20 protein-coding genes are annotated in these 16326 nt (G+C 69.3%); 12 read left to right on the top strand and 8 right to left on the bottom strand.

Going from position 1 to position 16326, the window contains the following annotated elements; genetic code table 11:
- Window positions 1-13: 13 nt before the first annotated feature.
- Window positions 14-202, bottom strand: coding sequence for a zinc ribbon domain-containing protein (locus BM310_RS13525; protein ID WP_089808551.1), 189 nt, complete (start codon window positions 200-202; stop codon window positions 14-16).
- A gap of 92 nt (window positions 203-294) precedes the next feature.
- Complete coding sequence (locus BM310_RS13520) at window positions 295-903, bottom strand: undecaprenyl diphosphate synthase family protein (RefSeq protein ID WP_089808549.1); 609 nt, start codon at window positions 901-903, stop codon at window positions 295-297.
- A gap of 152 nt (window positions 904-1055) precedes the next feature.
- Between BM310_RS13520 and BM310_RS13515 the strand changes: the two genes are divergently transcribed.
- Together BM310_RS13515 and BM310_RS13510 are read left to right on the top strand one after the other, a co-directional pair.
- Window positions 1056-2366: a DUF92 domain-containing protein gene (locus tag BM310_RS13515; protein ID WP_089808547.1), complete on the top strand. Its 1311-nt coding sequence runs from the start codon at window positions 1056-1058 to the stop codon at window positions 2364-2366.
- On the top strand, window positions 2363-2782 hold the full coding sequence (locus BM310_RS13510; RefSeq protein WP_089808546.1) for a GNAT family N-acetyltransferase: 420 nt from the start codon (window positions 2363-2365) through the stop codon (window positions 2780-2782). The genes BM310_RS13515 and BM310_RS13510 overlap by 4 nt, the downstream gene beginning before the upstream one ends.
- Window positions 2783-2827: 45 nt before the next feature.
- On the opposite strand, the gene dnaG is transcribed toward BM310_RS13510, so the two are convergent.
- Window positions 2828-4465, bottom strand: coding sequence for a DNA primase DnaG (gene dnaG / locus BM310_RS13505; RefSeq protein ID WP_089808544.1), 1638 nt, complete (start codon window positions 4463-4465; stop codon window positions 2828-2830).
- Between the two features lie 339 nt (window positions 4466-4804).
- Between dnaG and BM310_RS13500 the strand changes: the two genes are divergently transcribed.
- The 4 genes from BM310_RS13500 (at window position 4805) to BM310_RS13485 (ending at window position 8055) form a co-directional block, all read left to right on the top strand.
- Window positions 4805-5023 carry a DUF3311 domain-containing protein gene (locus BM310_RS13500; protein ID WP_089808542.1) on the top strand — a complete coding sequence of 73 codons (219 nt, stop codon included), beginning with the start codon at window positions 4805-4807 and terminating at the stop codon, window positions 5021-5023.
- 3 nt (window positions 5024-5026) lie between these two features.
- Window positions 5027-6529 carry a sodium:solute symporter family protein gene (locus BM310_RS13495; RefSeq protein WP_089808541.1) on the top strand — a complete coding sequence of 501 codons (1503 nt, stop codon included), beginning with the start codon at window positions 5027-5029 and terminating at the stop codon, window positions 6527-6529.
- 145 nt (window positions 6530-6674) lie between these two features.
- A complete protein-coding gene (locus BM310_RS13490; protein ID WP_089808539.1) occupies window positions 6675-7493 on the top strand; it encodes a YqcI/YcgG family protein in 819 nt (272 codons plus the stop codon).
- The gene (locus tag BM310_RS13485; RefSeq protein WP_089808537.1) at window positions 7486-8055 is read left to right on the top strand and encodes a cysteine hydrolase family protein; all 570 of its coding nucleotides are present in this window, start codon (window positions 7486-7488) and stop codon (window positions 8053-8055) included. Before BM310_RS13490 ends, BM310_RS13485 begins: the two co-directional genes overlap by 8 nt.
- 13 nt (window positions 8056-8068) lie before the next feature.
- Here BM310_RS13485 and BM310_RS13480 read toward each other — a convergent pair whose 3' ends face one another.
- Window positions 8069-8284 (bottom strand): ester cyclase, encoded by a 216-nt coding sequence (locus tag BM310_RS13480; RefSeq protein ID WP_089808535.1) that lies wholly within the window; start codon window positions 8282-8284, stop codon window positions 8069-8071.
- 182 nt (window positions 8285-8466) lie between these two features.
- On the opposite strand from BM310_RS13480, the gene BM310_RS13475 reads away from it, so the two are divergent.
- From BM310_RS13475 to BM310_RS13460, 4 genes are all read left to right on the top strand, one after another.
- Window positions 8467-8850, top strand: a complete 384-nt coding sequence (locus tag BM310_RS13475) for a hypothetical protein (protein WP_089808533.1) — start codon at window positions 8467-8469, stop codon at window positions 8848-8850.
- Window positions 8851-8899: 49 nt separating this feature from the next.
- On the top strand, window positions 8900-9220 hold the full coding sequence (locus BM310_RS13470; RefSeq protein WP_089808531.1) for a hypothetical protein: 321 nt from the start codon (window positions 8900-8902) through the stop codon (window positions 9218-9220).
- A 77-nt stretch (window positions 9221-9297) separates the two neighbouring features.
- Window positions 9298-10224: an HFX_2341 family transcriptional regulator gene (locus tag BM310_RS13465; RefSeq protein ID WP_089808529.1), complete on the top strand. Its 927-nt coding sequence runs from the start codon at window positions 9298-9300 to the stop codon at window positions 10222-10224.
- Between the two features lie 184 nt (window positions 10225-10408).
- On the top strand, window positions 10409-11077 hold the full coding sequence (locus tag BM310_RS13460) for a DUF1405 domain-containing protein (RefSeq protein WP_089808528.1): 669 nt from the start codon (window positions 10409-10411) through the stop codon (window positions 11075-11077).
- Window positions 11078-11161: 84 nt separating this feature from the next.
- Here BM310_RS13460 and BM310_RS13455 read toward each other — a convergent pair whose 3' ends face one another.
- Window positions 11162-12217 carry a hypothetical protein gene (locus BM310_RS13455; protein WP_089808526.1) on the bottom strand — a complete coding sequence of 352 codons (1056 nt, stop codon included), beginning with the start codon at window positions 12215-12217 and terminating at the stop codon, window positions 11162-11164.
- A gap of 98 nt (window positions 12218-12315) precedes the next feature.
- Window positions 12316-13068: a DUF1405 domain-containing protein gene (locus BM310_RS13450; RefSeq protein ID WP_089808524.1), complete on the bottom strand. Its 753-nt coding sequence runs from the start codon at window positions 13066-13068 to the stop codon at window positions 12316-12318.
- A gap of 199 nt (window positions 13069-13267) precedes the next feature.
- Here BM310_RS13450 and BM310_RS13445 point away from each other — a divergent pair, with 199 nt between their 5' ends.
- Window positions 13268-13654 carry an ACT domain-containing protein gene (locus BM310_RS13445; RefSeq protein ID WP_089808522.1) on the top strand — a complete coding sequence of 129 codons (387 nt, stop codon included), beginning with the start codon at window positions 13268-13270 and terminating at the stop codon, window positions 13652-13654.
- A gap of 53 nt (window positions 13655-13707) precedes the next feature.
- On the top strand, window positions 13708-14616 hold the full coding sequence (gene pdxS, locus BM310_RS13440) for a pyridoxal 5'-phosphate synthase lyase subunit PdxS (protein ID WP_089808520.1): 909 nt from the start codon (window positions 13708-13710) through the stop codon (window positions 14614-14616).
- Window positions 14617-14773: 157 nt separating this feature from the next.
- Here pdxS and BM310_RS13435 read toward each other — a convergent pair whose 3' ends face one another.
- Both BM310_RS13435 and BM310_RS13430 read right to left on the bottom strand, forming a co-directional pair.
- The gene (locus BM310_RS13435) at window positions 14774-15259 is read right to left on the bottom strand and encodes a universal stress protein (protein WP_089808518.1); all 486 of its coding nucleotides are present in this window, start codon (window positions 15257-15259) and stop codon (window positions 14774-14776) included.
- A 126-nt stretch (window positions 15260-15385) separates the two neighbouring features.
- On the bottom strand, window positions 15386-16261 hold the full coding sequence (locus tag BM310_RS13430) for a homoserine kinase (protein ID WP_089808516.1): 876 nt from the start codon (window positions 16259-16261) through the stop codon (window positions 15386-15388).
- Window positions 16262-16326: the final 65 nt, after the last annotated feature.

The raw sequence follows: 16326 nt of genomic DNA, 5'->3' as shown, positions 1-16326 counted from the left end.
GTCCGGCGGCGTCTCAGCCCAAGAACAGGTCGAGGAGCGCGTCCGACCCGCCGGTCCGGTAGAACTCCGTGTACCCGCACCGGGTGCAGGAGACGGCCTTGAACTGCCGGTTCTGAACGTCCACGAGTCTCGAGAGCCCCGTCCCCGTCGTCGCGACGTCGTCTCCAACCCCGGGAGGCCCGTCGGTGGGCGGAGGAACCATGCCGTCCAGTTTCGCCGCGGCCAGCACAAACGTCTGGGAGCGCTCGCCGGCGTTCGCGGCCGGCGGGCGGACCGAATCCGACGAGATTCGGCCTATCGGCCGAACCGCCGCTGTCGGTTCTGGAAGTCGAGGACCGCGCGCAGGTAGTCGCGCTTGCGGAAGTCCCGCCAGTTCACGTCGGTGAAGTAGAGTTCCGAGTAGACGGACTGCCAGATCATGAAGTCCGAGAGACGCTCCGCGCCGGTCTTGATGAGCAGGTCGGGTTCGTCGGGGAAGACGAGTCGCTCCTCGACGTGTTCGGCGGCGACGTCCTCGGGCGAGAGGTCGCCAGACTCCACGTCGTCGGCGATGTCGCGGACGACGTCGGCGAACTCGCGCTTGCCGCCGAGGCCGATGCTCACCTGCACCGGTTCGTCGGCGCGTTCCCTGTCGCCGGGGCCGCGGACGGCGACGGGGCGTGGCGACTCGACGTCGCGGAGTTCGCGTTCCAGCGTCGGGACGACAGCCTCGTCGAGGACGCTCACCGAGACGGTGACGCGTTCGGCGCCGAACTCGAACGCCCACTGGAGGAAGTCCTCCAGCGTCTCGTAGGCCCCCTGTTCGAGGAGGTCACGTTCCGTGATGACCACCGCGACGTGCGCCGGCGGGTCGGCTTCGTGGCGGCGGAGTCGAAGGGCGAGGTAGCCGTCGTACAGTCCCACACCACGGAGAGCGTCCTCCCGCCGCTAAACGGCACCGATTCGCGGCGTGGGCGCGAACGCCCGTCCGTCGGCGTCAGTCGGCGTCCGTCCGCCCGTCCGACGCGATAGTCAATGTCGGGAGGGTTAAGTGCGAGTCTGCGATATCCGACTGTGTGCAACCGAGGCTCCGTCGGGCGGGCGGATTCGCCCTCGTGGGGACGTTAGCGCTCGCCGCGCCGGTACTGGACGTGGCGGCGTTCGCCCCCTTCGCGGCCGTCGCCCTCCTCGCGGCGTTCGTCGTCACCGACGGCCCCCTGTTCGAGGTGTTCGCCCGCCCCGGCGACCACCAGGACGGCCGGCTGAACGGCCTCGCCGGCTTCGCCCTCGCGGCGGCCGGTCTCGCCATCCTCGTCGCCGCCGTGGACATGCCCGTCTCGCTGTTCGTCGCCACGGTGCTCGTCCTCTCGTACGGCAACCTCGGCAAACAGGTCGTCGCCACCGCCTCCGACGACCCGTTCGTCGGCACCTCCGGGTTCGTCCTCGGCGGGTTCCTCGGCGGCGTCGCCGGGCAGGCCGGCGTCGCGGCGGTGACGCCGCTCTCGCCCGCGTACCCGCTGTTCGTCTTCCTCGCCACCGCCGGGGCCATCGTCGCGGCGCTGTTCCGCGAACTGCTGTTCGAGCGCGACGACCCGCTGGTGATGCTCTCGACGGGACTGCTCCTGTGGTCGTTCGCCGCGCTGTCCGGACCGATAACCGCCGTGGAGATCGCCGCGGCGCTCGCGCTCACCGTCGCCTTCGGACTCATCTCCTACGCCCTGAAGGCGGCGTCGGTCACGGGCATGCTGTCGGGCGTCCTCCTCAGCCTCCTCGTCATCGTCTTCGGCGGCTTCGGCTGGTTCGCGGTCCTGATGTCGTTCTTCGCCATCGGTGCGCTCTCGACGAAGTTCCGCTACGACGAGAAACTCGCTCGCGGCGTCGCCGAGGAGAACGAAGGCGCGCGCGGCACCTCGAACGTGTTCGGCAACGCCGCCGTCGCCCTCGTCTCGGTCGTCGGCTTCGCCGCCAGCGCGCACGTCACGCTGGACGGGACGCTGTTCCAGTTCGCCTTCGCGGGGTCGATGGCGGCCGCGCTGAGCGACACGCTCTCCTCGGAGGTCGGCGGCCTGTACGACAACCCGCGGCTCATCACGACGCTCGAACGGGTCGAACCCGGAACCGACGGCGGCGTGACGTGGCAGGGCGAACTCGCGGGCCTCGTGGGCGCGGGTATCGTCGCCGCCGTCGCGGCCGCCCTGATGACGGACGTGACGGGACTGCTCGGCGCCGTCCTCGTCCTCCTCGGCGGACTCGCCGGGATGACCGTCGACAGCCTCCTCGGAGCCACCGTCGAGGGCTCTCGCGTGGGCAACGAGGCGGTGAACTTCACCGCGACCCTCGTCGGGGCCGTCGTCAGCACGGGCGTGGCGTTCGCCTTCGTCGCGTGACGCCCGTCCGCCGCGCCCGCCCCGCCGACGCCGAGACGCTCTCGCGCCTCCAGTCGTACCTCGCGGAACCGGCCCCGGACCTCCTCGCGGCGGCCGACGCGGTCGGAACCGTGTTCGTCTCCACCGACGCCCGGAACCGGCCGGTCGGCTACCTCCTCGCCGTCGAGTCCGGCGACCGGTGTCACGTCGCCGAACTCGTCGTCCATCCCGACGCCCGACGCGAGGGCCGCGCCCGGGAGTTGCTGGAGACGCTGTTCGACGCCCGTCCGCGGGGGTCGCGAATGACCGTGACCGTCGCCGCGGGCAACGACGCGGCGCGGTCGCTGTACGAGTCGGTCGGCTTCGAGAAGACGGGTCGGCTACCGGACCACTTCGACGCCGGCGACGGGGTGGCGTACGCCCGACCCGTCGACTGAGTGCGCCGCACCGGGCTCTCGGTCCCCGTGGGCCGCCGGCGTCGGCTACTCGTCGGTCTCGAACAGTTGGTCTGCGGTGAGGACGCGGACGCTCACCGGCTTCTTCACGAAGTCGCCGGTGGTGGCGGCGACGGCGCGACCCACGCCGCGTTGCGCCGACACGTCGGCGAGACGCTGGTCGAACGTCCCGTCGAGGACGACGGTGTCCGGCGGCGTCTCCGCGTCACGGATGGCGTCGAACGCCTCGGCGGCGTCGCGTTCGTCCGTCGTCGCGAAGTCGGCGTCGAGGAACCGGACGGCGCCCGTCCCGCCGCGGACGACCTCTCGGACGTGCTCACGGAGCGACTTCGGGGCCGGTCGGTCGGCCTCGGCGGCCGCCGCCGCGTCGGTCTCCCCGTCCGCGGCAGACGCCGCGTCTTCGACCGACTCCGCCGCCGCGGTCGATTCCGCGCCGGCCGTTCCCTCGTCTGCGTCGGTCGCCGCGTCCGCCGTCTCGTCGCCGCCGTCGTCCGTCTCGGTCGACGCCGACGGGGAGTCGGCCGTCTCGCTGACGACGCTCGCCACGCCGGCCCCGACGCCCGACGCGTCGGCGGAGTCGGCGCTGGCGTCGGTCTCGGTGCCGGTCGCCCCTCCCTCGTCCGTCGTCTGACGCTCCGGCGGCGCCGCGTCCGCGTCGGCGGACGCGTTCGTCGTCGCCGCGGCGTCGTCCAGTCGTTCGACGGTGACGCTCGGGTTTCGGTCGATGCGGTCCTCGTTCGCCCCCGTCTCGGAGGGTGGAGTCGCCGACTCAGTCGTCGGCGACTCCCGAGGAGGGTCCGACGGGTCACCGCCGGCGTCGGCGACGGTTCCGTCGGTAGCGGCCTCGCGGACGCTCCCCTCGGCCGGGAGCATCTCCAGTGCGACCTTGCTCCGCAGGGCGGACATGACCTCGTGACGCTGCAGGTCCTCGACGGACCGCCCGTCGGGCGCGAACGCCACGTAGTCCACGTCGCCCACCTGCACGAGTTCGCGCAGGATGAGTTCGCCGCCCCGGTCGCCGTCGAGGAACGCCGTGACCGTGCGGTCCTGCGTCAGGTCGGCGACGGGGTCCGGAACGTTCGTCCCCTCGACGGCGATGGCGTTCTTGATGCCGTAGCGGAGGAGCGTCAACACGTCCGCGCGCCCCTCGACGACGATGATGGCGTCGGAGTCGAGGACGCGCGGGCCCGCGGGCAGGCCCTCGTACTCGGTGATGTCCTCGACGCGGACGCTCTCTTTGACCTCCTCGAGAATCTCCGAGGAGGTCATGACGCTGTCGTCGAACGAGGTCGACAGCAGTTCTTTCGCCCTGTCGACCACCTCGCGGCGTTTCGCCTCGCGCACGTCCTCGATGTCCGTGACGCGAACGTCGGACTGACACGGTCCGACGCGCGTGATGGTCTCCAGCGAGGCGGCGAGGATGGCCGTCTTCACCTTGTCCAGACTGCTGGCGATGGTGACGTTCCCGAACGACTGCCCGTTCTCGCTCTCTATCTGTACGTCGATGCGGCCGACTTTCGACGATTGTTGGAGGTCCCGCAGGTCCAAGTCGTCGCCGAGCAGACCTTCCGTCTGCCCGAAGATTGCGCCGACGACGTCCGAACGTTCGACGACGCCGTCCGCAGTAATCGCGGCGTGAATGAGATATTTTGCTGTATCGTCCATTGATGAAGCACCCCTCTCGGGTGGTGAGATGATGTCGGTGATAGTGTCACGAATCGGTCGGTGACGGCCTTATATAAGGACTGCTGGAGGCAAATAACTATCGTACTCGTAGTTGTTTCGACGTTCGTCGTCGTCGCGCCGGTGACGCCCCCGGAGTCGGCCGAACTCTGCTCGCCGACGACCCGCCGCGTCGCCGGGGAACCCCCTCGCCCGCCCGTTCCGACGCGTTGGTTGACCGCCGCCACCCAACTTCGACTACTGAAGAACAATATTCTTCGGAACTCCTATCCGAATTAGAAACAACAATGTTTACTTGTTTCGGGGGACTAGAGACGCCAGATGACTCGACCGAGGACCGATTACCTGTGGATTGCGGTGTTCGCCGTACTGGTGACGTTCGCCATCCCGTGGTTCCTGTGGCGCGACGCGACGACGTGGGCGGGACTCCCGGTGTGGTTGTGGTGGCACGTCGGCTGGATGCTGCTGGCGTCGGTGGCGTTCTACCTGTTCACGCGCGGCGCGTGGGACAGAGGGATGGACGTCGACCGGGGGGTGTGACCGATGGCCACCTCCGACCTCCTCGTCCAACTGGGCGTCGTCGGCGTCTACCTCGTCGTCTCGCTCGCCGTCGGCGTCGTGGCCTACCGCCTGACGAGTCGGGACGCCGAGGACTACTACCTCGCCAGTCGGTCGCTCGGCACCGTCGTACTGCTGTTCACGACGTTCGCGACGCTGCTCTCGGCGTTCACGTTCTTCGGGGGCCCCAACCTCGCCTACTCGGCCGGCCCCGAGTGGATTCTCGTGATGGGGCTGATGGACGGCGTCCTGTTCGCCATCCTCTGGTACGCCGTCGGCTACCGCCAGTGGCTCATCGGCCGCAACCGAGGCTACGTCACCCTCGGGGAGATGCTCGGCGACCGCTTCGGGTCCAAGCGCCTCCGCGCCCTCGTCGCCGGCGTCAGCATCTTCTGGCTGTTCCCCTACGTGATGCTCCAGCAGATGGGCGCGGGTGAGGCCATCGTCGGCCTGACCGAGGGCATCGTTCCCTACTGGGCCGGCGCCGCCCTCATCACAGTGTTCATGATAATCTACGTCGTCCTCGCGGGCCTCCGCGGCGTCGCGTGGACGGACACGATTCAGGGGCTGTTCATGCTCTCTATCGTCTGGGTGGCCGTCGCGTGGGTCGTCACCTCGGCGGGCGGCCTCTCGACCATCTCCGCCTCGATGGCCGACAACACGCCCGAGTTCCTCGCGCTCGGCGGCGGCCTCTACTCGCCGGAGTGGATGATATCCACCGCCGTCACCATCGCCTTCGGCGTCATCATGTTCCCGCAGATAAACCAGCGGTTCTTCGTCGCGAAGGACGACCGGGTGCTGAAGCGGTCGTTCGCGCTCTGGCCCGTCCTCGTACTCCTCCTGTTCGTCCCCGCGTTCCTGCTCGGGTCGTGGGCCGCCGGACTGGGGGTGCAGGTGGCGGAGGGGTCGAACGTCGTCCCCGCACTCCTGAACGAGTACACGCCCGTCTGGTTCGCCGCCCTCGTCGTCGCGGGGGCGATGGCGGCCATGATGTCCTCCTCGGACTCGATGCTGCTCTCGGGGTCGTCGTACCTCACGCGCGACCTCTACCGGCCGTTCCTGAACCCGACCGCCTCCGACGAACGCGAGGGCTGGGTCGCTCGCCTCGGCGTCGCCGCCTTCGCCACGCTGTCGTTCGTCGCCAGCCTGTTCCGACCGGGGACGCTCATCGAGGTGGGCGACACCGCGTTCGGCGGCTTCGCGCAACTGGCGCTGCCCGTCATGGTGGCGCTCTACTGGCCGAAGACGACCCGGTCCGGCATGTTCGCGGGCGTCGGCGGGGGGCAGGCGTTCTACCTCCTGCACGTCTTCCTCCCGGAGGTCACCGTCGGCGGGACGACGCTGTTCGGCGCGACGTACTTCGGCTGGGACTTCGCGCTGTGGGGGATGGCGCTCTCGCTCGCCCTCACCGTCGGCGTCTCCTACCTGACCCCCGCGGCCGCGGGCGAGGACGCCGGGACGTTCGCCGTCGGCAGTCGCGCCGACTGACCGACCGCCCGTTCGAGATTCCGACAGCCGTTCGGGCGAACGGACGCCGTCCGAGCGGTTTCGAGGCCCGATAACTGTCGATTCGCGCACCTACCGATTCTCTCACTTCCGAAGCGCTCATGCCGGTTCGGTCGAACGTGTTCGTATGAACGAACCGGGCGTGCAGGCGGTCGTCGACCAGGAGACGATGGCCGAACGGGTCGAGTCCGGAGCGATGCCCGACTGGGTCGTCCGACACTTCGAGACGTTCACCGACGCGGTTCTGGGCGAACGGAACGGCACGCCGTTCCCCTGCCACTTCGGCGCACAGTCCGTCCGCGACGGCGAACCGCTCTACACCGCGGTGCCGTCGACGACAGACAAGGACGCGCTCTTGGCCTTCCGCGACGCGCTCTTGGAGTATCTGGACGTCTACCGCGACCGACCGGGCAGGGCGTCGTTCGTGACGTTCTTCCGGCCGCCGGACCGCGAGTTCACCGAAGGCGACTACCACGAGACGCTGTGGCACCTCCTGCAGTTCCTCCACGTCCACGACCCGGAACCGTGGCCGGCGGACATCCCGACGGACCCCGACGACCCCCACTGGGAGTTCTGCTTCGGCGGCGAACCGATGTTCCCGACGTGTCGCGCGCCGTTCTACGAGGAGCGCAAGAGCAGGTACTGCCCGGTCGGACTGGAGATAACGTTCCAACCCCGGTCGCTGTTCGACGGCATCACCGCCGACACCGAGGCCGGTCGGCAGGCGCGCGAGACCATCCAGGCCCGCATGGAGGAGTACGACGGCGTCTGCCCGCACGCCGACCTGGGCGACTGGGGGGTCGAATCGGACCGCGAGTGGCCGCAGTACCTGTTCCGCGAGGACCCCGACGACTCGCCCGACGAGTGCCCCATCGTCGTCACGCGCGACCACCCGAAGGCCGCCCCGCCCCGGACCGAACCCGCGCCGAGGACCGCCGATGACTGACGCCGCGTTCGACGCCGACCGAACAGCCCTCGTCCTCGTCGACCTGCAGACGGGGCTGGACGACCCGGCGTACGGCGACCGGAGCACCCCCGACGCCGAGTCCAACGCGGCCCGCCTCCTTGACGCGTGGCGGGAGCGTGACCTCCCGTTGGCTCACGTCAGACACGACTCCACGGAACCGGACTCCCCCCTGCGAGGGGACAGTCCGGGGTTCGCGTGGAAGCCCGAGACCGAACCGCGCGACGGCGAGACGGTGTTCACGAAGCGGGTCAACTCGGGGTTCGTCGGCACCGAGTTGGAGTCGTGGCTCCGCGAGAACGGCTGCGAACGCGTCGTCCTCGTCGGCCTCACCACCGACCACTGCGTCTCGACGACGACGCGGATGGCCGAGAACCTCGGCTTCGAACCCACCGTCGTCTCCGACGCCACGGCGACGTTCGAACGCGAGGGACCGGACGGCGAGACGTACTCGGCCGAGACGATGCACCGGACGGCCCTGACCCACCTCTACGGTGAGTTCGCCGACGTGGCGACGACCGACGAGGTCCTCGCCGGCCTCTGAGCGTCCGCTCCGTTCACTCGGTGGCCCCGTCCGACAGGCCGAGTTGCCGCAGCATCCCGAGGGCGTCGTAACTCGCCCACCGCTCGGCGGTCTTCCCGTCCTCGACGCGGGCGATGACGATTCCTTCCGCTTCGAACGACTCGCCCGTCGGGTCGAATCCCCGGAACTCCCCCTCCAACGCCCCACACATCCGCGCGTGGAACGCTACTCTGTCCTCGCCGGCCACCACGTCCCGAACCTCCTACTCCAAGTCGGGGAACGCCTCGGGGTACCGCCGATTGTACGTCTTGAACGCCGTCACACCGCGCCGGTCGCCCGACAGGTCGTGAAGCCTGCATGTGCGTTGGCACCACGAAACACGACAGTCCGCGCAGACGGTGGCTTTACCCCGTCGTCGGCCGAGCGTCCGGTGTGAACCGCCGCGCCCTCCTCCTCGTCCCCGCCGCCGTCTTCCTCCCCGGGTCCGTCGCGTTCGCCGTCCTCAGCCCGCCGCACACCATCCTCACCGCCGTCCTCCTCGGCTGTTTCTTCGTCGCCGGGTTCGGGTTCGCCGTCGCCGGCCTCCGGGCGTCGGTGCCCGTCGGTGGCCGGGACGTGCCGTGGTACGCCTTCGCCGGCGTCGCCGACGTCGCCCTCGGCGTCGGGATGGTCCTGAACGCGACGCGCATGCTCGGCGGCGGGGCGGAAGACGCGTTCCTCTCGGCCGTCACCGCCGTCTCTGGCCTGCCGTTGCTGTTCGTCGGCGTCGACTACCTCCGCGGCGGGCGGCACTTCGACCTGACCGCCTTCGAGTGACGCGAGCGAACGATTATCTTTTTTATACACAGACCACGCGACACGTGGTATGGCCACACACGTCTCTCGCGAGGGCTGCGACGGCGCGACGCTCCCCGCCGTGGTCCCGTTCGAGGTGGACTGTCCGAGTCGGTTGAGCTGGGAACTCGGGTCGCGCGTCGTCGGCGACGACGACGCCACCCTCCGCGGCGAGTGGGAGCACACCGGGTCGTCGTGGACGCTCGCCCTGTACCGCGTGACGACGCACACCGACGTCGTCCGCCTCCGCACGCCGGTGGGACGAGAGCGGTTCTACGGCGCGGCGCGGATGGACCTCGACGCGGCGGTGCCGACGCTCGCTGACGCGCCGACGTGGCGGCGGCGGGCGTAGGCGGGACGGACCGCTCGGCGTCACCGCCCGCCGAGCCGTCTCTGTCCATTTTTAACCTCCGACGGCAACTACCAGGTATGCAGACGCACGTCGTCCCCGTCGGGTTCGATTACGACCGACTCATCGCGCCGCTCATCCGCGACCAGTTGGACGTCGACCACGTCATCTTACTGGAGGGGGCGGTGGGGTCGGAGGCGAACGTCGAGTACTCCCGGAACCTCTCGACCAAACTGGAGAAGGACTTCCGCAACCTCCTCGGCGCGGAGACCGAACGCGTCGTCGTCGAGGACGTGTACGACTACGACGCCGCCTTCGAACAGGCGTACCACCTCATCAACACCGAGTTGGACAAGGCCGACGACAGCGAGGTGTGGGTGAACGTCTCGGCGATGCCGCGGCCCGTCTCGTTCGCGTTCGCCACCGCCGCCCACTCGGTGATGGTCGAACGGCAGGAGGACAGAGAGCGAATCCACACCTACTACACGGCTCCCGAGAAGTACCTGGAGACCGAACTCGCAGAGGAGGTTCGGGCGGCCCGGGACCTGTTGGGCGACATGCTCGACGGCGACGACGTCGCCGACGAGAGGGTCCGCGAGCGGTTCGACTCGGCGTCCGACCTGCTGGAGGAGTTCGACGAACGCGGGACGACCATCGGCGCCAAGCGCATCGGCGGCGAACACATCGTCGAACTCCCCGTCGCCTCCTTCTCCAGCGTGAAGCCGTTCGAGGAGATAATCCTGTTCGAGTTGGGCGAGTACGGCGAGTTCGAGTCCGTCTCCGAGTTGGCCGAGACGCTCGCCCGCGACATGAACGAGGAGTACACCGACTCCTTCCGCTCGAAGGTCATCTACAACGTCGACAGGCTGGGTCCCGGCGGCAAGGGCTACATCGAACAGGAGGAACACGGCAAGTCCTACCGAACCCGCCTGTCGCGCATCGGCGAACTGTGGGTCCGGTCGCACGCCGGCGCCGACGCCGACGAACTCTCGCGCACGGGGAACTGAGCGGCCCGGCCGCACGAGACGGCCCGCCCGCACGAGGTGGGTCGGCCGTACGGAACGCGCTTCCCCGGCGAACCGCGTCGCCGAAACGACCGCCGAGAGCGAACGTTCGGTCCATCGACTCGCGAACGTCCCGGCGGCCGGAGCGAAACGCCCGAGTGACCGCCCTCGAAAGAGGGTAGCCGCGATGGCTCGGATTCCCCCCGCAGACGACCTCCCGGCGTACCTCTCGCCGCTTCCCGACCCGGTCGAATCGATAGCCCTCCGCCTCGCGTGGGTGCTCGTCGCGGTCAACCTCGCGGGCACCGCGTTCGGGTTCTGGCACTACCGGTTTCAGCTCGCGAACAGCCGGCCCGTCATCTGGCCCGCGGTTCCGGACAGCCCGCTGGTGACGCTGTTCATGGTCGCGAGTCTGGTGTCGTGGAAGGTCGGCCGGGACCGGAACTGGATTCACGCGCTGGCGTTCGTGGGGAACCTGAAGTACGGGTTCTGGGTGGTCGTGGTCCAAGTCGCCGTCAACGACGTGTTCGCGACCGGCGACCCCTACCAGTGGTTCCTCCTCGTCAGCCACCTCGGGATGGGGCTTCAGGCGTTCGTCGTCCACCGGTACGCCGAGTTCACCGTCCCGTCCGTCGCCGTCCCCGCGGTCTGGTTCAGCTTCAACGACGTCGTCGATTACTTCCTCCCCCTCGTCGGGGACTACCACCACACGTACTTCGGTCCCAGACTCGCCGGCGCCGGCGACCACTCCGTCCGCGCGCACGACGTCGCCGCCGCCGCGGCCGTCTGTCTGACGGTTCTCGGCACGTTTCTCGCACTCGCGATTCGCGTTCGACGGCTGGAGAACGAGACGTGAGACGCCGCGTCGAGGGGGCAGGGGGTGCGGTCGGTCGACAGAGACCCACCGCCGTCGACACGCGTCCGTCCCGACCCGCTCACCTCACTCCCACGCGAGTCCGACGGTGTTCGACGGCGCGTCGAGCGGACTCGTCGGCAGGTCCGTCGCCACGTCGGGGTCGTTGTACGCGCCCGGCGCGACGTCGTTCGGGCCGTCGGGGTAGAAGACGGCGGCGAGCAGTTGGACGTGGTCGCGCCCGACGTCGAGTTCGAACTGGCCGCCGCCGTACAGCGACACGTCGCGTTCCTCGGCGTACTCGATGGTCTCGAACAGCGACTCGACGGTGCCGAACCGCGACGGCTTGACGTTCAGCCACGACGGTTCGAAGGGGAGGTCTCGGACCGACTCGACGCCCGTTATCGGCGCGTCCCACGAGACGCGGTCCTCCTCGCCGTCGAACAGGGGCCGGGTCTCGTCGGTCAGCGCCGGGTCTTCGACGACCGCGTCGGGAAAGCCGGACAGAATCCGCTCGTACAGGGCGGGGTCCGGGTCCTGGTCCACCTCGGTCCCCTCGTAGTGGCCCTTCAGGTCGACGATGCGGACCGACTCGGTGGCGGCCAGCGAGTCGACCAGTTCGTCGGTCCAGTCGACCGTCGGGTCGAGTTTGAACTCCGTGCCGGGGTAGGCGTCGAGGAGGCCGTCCACCCGGTCGGTCGTCGGCGGGTCGCCGAGGCGCGTGGAGACGACGAACCGAAGCGGACTGGGCGTTCGCCCCACCGCCTCAGAGAGCGACAGGTCGTTCTGCTTCAGCGCGAGGTCCAACCCCGCGGATTCGAGCGCCCACCGGCGGTAGTGCTCGGCCGACTCGCGTGCGGGGGCGGCCGTCGGAAACAGGTCGAGTTCGTCGAGGCGGTCCGAGAAGGCGTCGAACGACCCGTACTCGCCGCCGAGGTCGAACGCCGGTGCGCTCTCGAGGGCGTCGTGGTCGTCGGTGTCGTAGGAGACGTCCTCGCCGTGGCCGGCGACGCCGTCCCCGCGGAGGTGGAACGTCGTCGTCGCGCGACGGAATCCGCTGGAGGTGTCTCTGTCGCGTCGCGTCCGCGCCGTGTCGCCGATTCGCAACGGGAGGTCGGCGACGGCGTCGTAGAGGTCACTCATCGATGGACGTTGAACGTCCGGGGGTATCAGTGTACCACCCCACTTTCTAGGGCCGCGGGCGACTTCCGAGACCCGACTGCCGGCCCCGACGCCGGGCGCTACGGCCGCAGCGACCCCGACTCCAACTTCTTCACGCGCGTCGCGAGCGACGTGAACGTCGCCACCAGCGTCAGGACGACGGCGCCCGCGGCGGCTATCTGGAGGACGGTGCTGCCGGCGAACGGGGCGGCGTCCGCGAGGGGGAGCGACGTGTGGTGGGGGTCGCCGACGATGGGATAGAAGTAGTCCACCACGTCGTTGAAGCCGTACCAGACCACGGCGACGGCGACGGCGCGCACCGGGAAGTCCGAGATGCGGTGAATGACGAACGCCTCGACGACCATCGCGAGGTGGCTGAAGAACAGGAACAGGTACATCGGGAGCGGATTTATCTCCAGAAACGCCTCCGAGAACGTCGCGAGGACGAACGGCGTCCACAGGCCGAGCTTCCAGCAGCCGAAGAACGCCAGCGCGTTCACGTACTCGTTCGTCCGACCGAGTTTCCAGAGGCCGAAGGCGGCGGCGATGAACAGCGTCGCGATGGGACTGTCGGGGACGAACGGCCACATGACGACCGGTTCGGCGGCGAACTGCCACGTTATCAACGGGTCGGACAGCGGAATCGGGTGAAAGCCGTAGTACCAGAAGCCGAACGCCGTCCCGAGGAGGTTTATCGCGACGACGACCCAGACGAGGTTGAGACCGACGTTCTCCAGCCACTCGGGGAGCGGCGAGAGCCACCACGGCAGTCGGTCCGCGGGCGGGAGTCCGTCGCCGTCCGCGAGGCGTCGGAGACCGGTGGACGGTGCCATGTGTGGGGGAAGTCCGACCGATACAAATCGGTGGCGGTTCCGTCGGGGGTGGGCACATCCCCCGAGTTTCGCACCGATGCGTCACCGCGCTTGCATCGGTGCGTCCCCGGCGTCCGCGCCGCAGTCGCGCGGAACCGCCGCTCGGGGCGCTCGACGTCCGGATTCGTAGCGCTATCGTCGTCGCTCGCCGACGGGACGCATGGACCCCTCGTCCGTCCTCGAAGGCTGTCCCGTCGTCGTCGCGCCCGACACGTACGCCGTGGTCACCGCCGACGGCGACGTGCCCGGTGCGTTCGCGACGGTAGACGACGGACGGGAGCGGACCCACGTCGTCCCCGAGGCGCGAGTGGACGAGCGAGCGGTCACCCGGACGAACCCCGGGTGGACGCTCCTGACGTTCGACGTCGTCCTCCCCTTCGAGTTGGTCGGGTTTCTCGCCGCGGTGGCGTCGGCGCTCGCCGAACGCGACGTGGCGGTGTTCGTCCTGTCGGCGTACTCCACGGACCACGTCCTCGTCGCCGAGGACGACGCGGAGTCGGCGCTCGCGGCGCTTTCGGACCTCGGCTGCGACGTCCGGCGCGACTGACGTTCGACCGCGCACTGGTTGGGCTTAAGTGGGTCCGACCGTAACCTCAGGACATGCCCGAGGAGACTGATCTAGAGGAACTCCGTCGCGGGACGGAACTCGTCAAGCGCGGCTTCGCGCAGATGCAGAAGGGCGGCGTCATTATGGACGTCGTCGACGCCGAGCAGGCGCGAATCGCCGAGGAGGCCGGCGCAGTCGCGGTGATGGCGCTCGAAGCCGTCCCGGCGGACATCCGCAAGCGCGGCGGCGTGGCCCGGATGGCCGACCCCGCCGACGTGTCGGAGATTATCGACTCCGTCTCCATCCCGGTGATGGGCAAGTCCCGCATCGGACACACGAAGGAGGCGCAGATTCTGGAGGCCATCGGCGTGGACATGGTCGACGAGAGCGAGGTGCTGACGCCCGCCGACGACCGCTACCACATCGACAAGCGCGACTTCACCGCGCCGTTCGTCTGCGGCGCCCGCAACCTGCAGGAGGCGCTCCGCCGCATCGACGAGGGCGCGGCGATGATTCGCACGAAGGGCGAGGCCGGCACGGGCGACGTGAACCAGGCCGTCCACCACCAGCGCAACATCAAGGGCGCAATCCGCGAAATCGAAGGGAAGACGTTCGAGGAGCGCGAGAAGTGGGCCCGCGAACACGAAGCGCCCGCCGAACTCGTCCACGAGACGGCCGAGATGGGCCGCCTGCCCGTCGTCAACTTCGCCGCCGGCGGCATCGCCACGCCCGCCGACGCCGCCCTGATGATGCACCACGGCTGCGACGGCATCTTCGTCGGGTCCGGCATCTTCGGCGCCGAGAACCCCGAGGAGATGGGCGAGGCCGTCGTCGAGGCGGTCAACAACTGGGACGACCCCGAGCGACTCGCCGAAATCTCCTCGAACCTCGGCGCGGGGATGAAGGGCGAGGCGAACGCCACGCTGCCCGACGAGGAGAAACTGCAGGGCCGCGGCGTCTGAGTCGCTTCCGGACGCTCGTTCTCTCGCCGTCGTTCGACTCGCTCCCGTTTAACTCGCCGTCGTTCGACTTGCTCTCGTTCGATTCACTGCCGTTCGAAGACGCTGCGCGTCGCGGCGGTCGGTCGTCGAAAAATCACCGTCTGGCGGTCGTCGACGACTACGCGACGGCGTCGGTGCCGGGCGTCTCGTCCACGTCTTCGCCCATCAGGAGCGTCACGGGACCGTCGAACTCTAAGAGGACGGTCTGCGCCACGTCGCCGAACAGGGCCTTCCCGGCGGGCGACCGGCGGCGACTGCCGAGGAAGACGTGCTCCGCGTCCTCGGAGTCGGCCACGTCGAGGATGGCGTCGGCCTCGCGGCCGATGGTGCCGACGGCGTGGTAGGAGACGTCGAGTCCCGCCAACGCGTCGTCGGCGACGGTTGTCGCCTCGCGTTCGGCCGACTCCTCGGCCTGTTCGAGGGTGTAGACGGCGTCCGAGGAGCCGATTTCGGCGACCGCTCGGCGTTTCTCCTCGAACTCCTCCTCCGGAACGACGGTGAGGAGGACGAGTTCGGTGTCTGTGCCTTCGGCGTACGCTCCCGCTTCGCGGAGGAGGCGACGCCCGCGGTTCCCGGGCGTGACGACGACGAGTGCTCGTTTCATACAGCCGAAACTACGCCGGTCGGCGTGAAATATCTGCTCGAAGACGTGTTGTCTCGAACCACGCTAGCGGCAGCCACGGAGGCTGAATCGACCGACTGGCCGTGTGCATCCGCGGTCGTCCGGGGCTCAGAACAGGGTCGCGCCGTCGCTGACGCGCGTCTGGTACGCGCGCGCCTCCACGCCGGCGTCCTCGAAGCCGTCTATCATCGCGGCGGCGACGCGGCGTCGGTCGTCGGGGTAGCAGGCGGCGAGGACGGACGGGCCGGCGCCGGAGACGGTGACGCCCGTCGCGCCGGCGTCGAGTGCCGCCGACCGGACGCCCCCGTAGCCGGTGATGAGTTCCGACCGGGCGGGCGTGACGAGTCGTTCGTCCATCCCGCGGCCGACGAGTTCGGGGTCCGACCGGCACATCCCGACGGTGAGCGTCGCCGCCGATCCGACGGTGTGGACGACGTCCTCCATGTCGGCGTGCGAGGGGACGACTCTGCGGGCGTCGCGCGTCGAGACGGCTATCTCCGGCAGGCAGGCGACCAGCGCGATGTCCGCCTCCACGGTGGTCACCTCGTCCTCGCGGGCGACGGTGAAGCCGCCGAGGAGGGCGGGCGCGACGTTGTCGACGTGCGCCTCGCCGGAGACGACGGCCTCGCCCTCGGCGGCGACGGGCACCAACTCCGTCCGCGAGAGGCCGCGACCGTACAGGGCGTTCAGCGCGAGGGCGGCGCCGGCGGCACTCGCCGCCGAGGACCCGAGCCCCGACGACGGTCTGACGCCCTTGTCTATCTCGATGTGCGCCGGGGCGTCCAGCGCCTCCGCGACGGCGCCGACGACGTTCTTCTCCGGGTCTTCGGGGATGTACTGACTGCCGACGCCCGTCACGTCGATGGTCGTTCGCGAGGCGCGTTCGACTCGAATCACGTCCGCAGGTCGGTCGAGGGCGACGCCGAAGACGTCGAAGCCGCTCCCGAGGTTCGCACTCGTCGCGGGTGCCCTAACCGTTCGCATGGCGTTTTTTTCCCCAACTGCGAATAAAAAGGTAGCGAAGCGGAGAACTCGCCGTTCAGCCGTTC

It is taken from the genome of Halogeometricum rufum (assembly GCF_900112175.1).
Classification (GTDB): Archaea; Halobacteriota; Halobacteria; order Halobacteriales; family Haloferacaceae; genus Halogeometricum; species Halogeometricum rufum.
This window is presented reverse-complemented; position numbering and strand designations above follow the sequence as displayed.

Excerpts from the sequence above, each read along its gene's own strand:
- BM310_RS13525 (WP_089808551.1), bottom strand. The coding sequence starts at position 202 with ATGGTTCCTCCGCCCACCGACGGGCCTCCCGGGGTTGGAGACGACGTC.
- dnaG (WP_089808544.1), bottom strand. The coding sequence starts at position 4,465 with ATGGACGATACAGCAAAATATCTCATTCACGCCGCGATTACTGCGGAC.
- BM310_RS13500 (WP_089808542.1), top strand. The coding sequence starts at position 4,805 with ATGACTCGACCGAGGACCGATTACCTGTGGATTGCGGTGTTCGCCGTA.
- BM310_RS13495 (WP_089808541.1), top strand. The coding sequence starts at position 5,027 with ATGGCCACCTCCGACCTCCTCGTCCAACTGGGCGTCGTCGGCGTCTAC.
- BM310_RS13490 (WP_089808539.1), top strand. The coding sequence starts at position 6,675 with ATGAACGAACCGGGCGTGCAGGCGGTCGTCGACCAGGAGACGATGGCC.
- BM310_RS13485 (WP_089808537.1), top strand. The coding sequence starts at position 7,486 with ATGACTGACGCCGCGTTCGACGCCGACCGAACAGCCCTCGTCCTCGTC.
- BM310_RS13470 (WP_089808531.1), top strand. The coding sequence starts at position 8,900 with ATGGCCACACACGTCTCTCGCGAGGGCTGCGACGGCGCGACGCTCCCC.
- BM310_RS13465 (WP_089808529.1), top strand. The coding sequence starts at position 9,298 with ATGCAGACGCACGTCGTCCCCGTCGGGTTCGATTACGACCGACTCATC.
- BM310_RS13460 (WP_089808528.1), top strand. The coding sequence starts at position 10,409 with ATGGCTCGGATTCCCCCCGCAGACGACCTCCCGGCGTACCTCTCGCCG.
- BM310_RS13455 (WP_089808526.1), bottom strand. The coding sequence starts at position 12,217 with ATGAGTGACCTCTACGACGCCGTCGCCGACCTCCCGTTGCGAATCGGC.
- BM310_RS13450 (WP_089808524.1), bottom strand. The coding sequence starts at position 13,068 with ATGGCACCGTCCACCGGTCTCCGACGCCTCGCGGACGGCGACGGACTC.
- BM310_RS13445 (WP_089808522.1), top strand. The coding sequence starts at position 13,268 with ATGGACCCCTCGTCCGTCCTCGAAGGCTGTCCCGTCGTCGTCGCGCCC.
- pdxS (WP_089808520.1), top strand. The coding sequence starts at position 13,708 with ATGCCCGAGGAGACTGATCTAGAGGAACTCCGTCGCGGGACGGAACTC.
- BM310_RS13435 (WP_089808518.1), bottom strand. The coding sequence starts at position 15,259 with ATGAAACGAGCACTCGTCGTCGTCACGCCCGGGAACCGCGGGCGTCGC.
- BM310_RS13430 (WP_089808516.1), bottom strand. The coding sequence starts at position 16,261 with ATGCGAACGGTTAGGGCACCCGCGACGAGTGCGAACCTCGGGAGCGGC.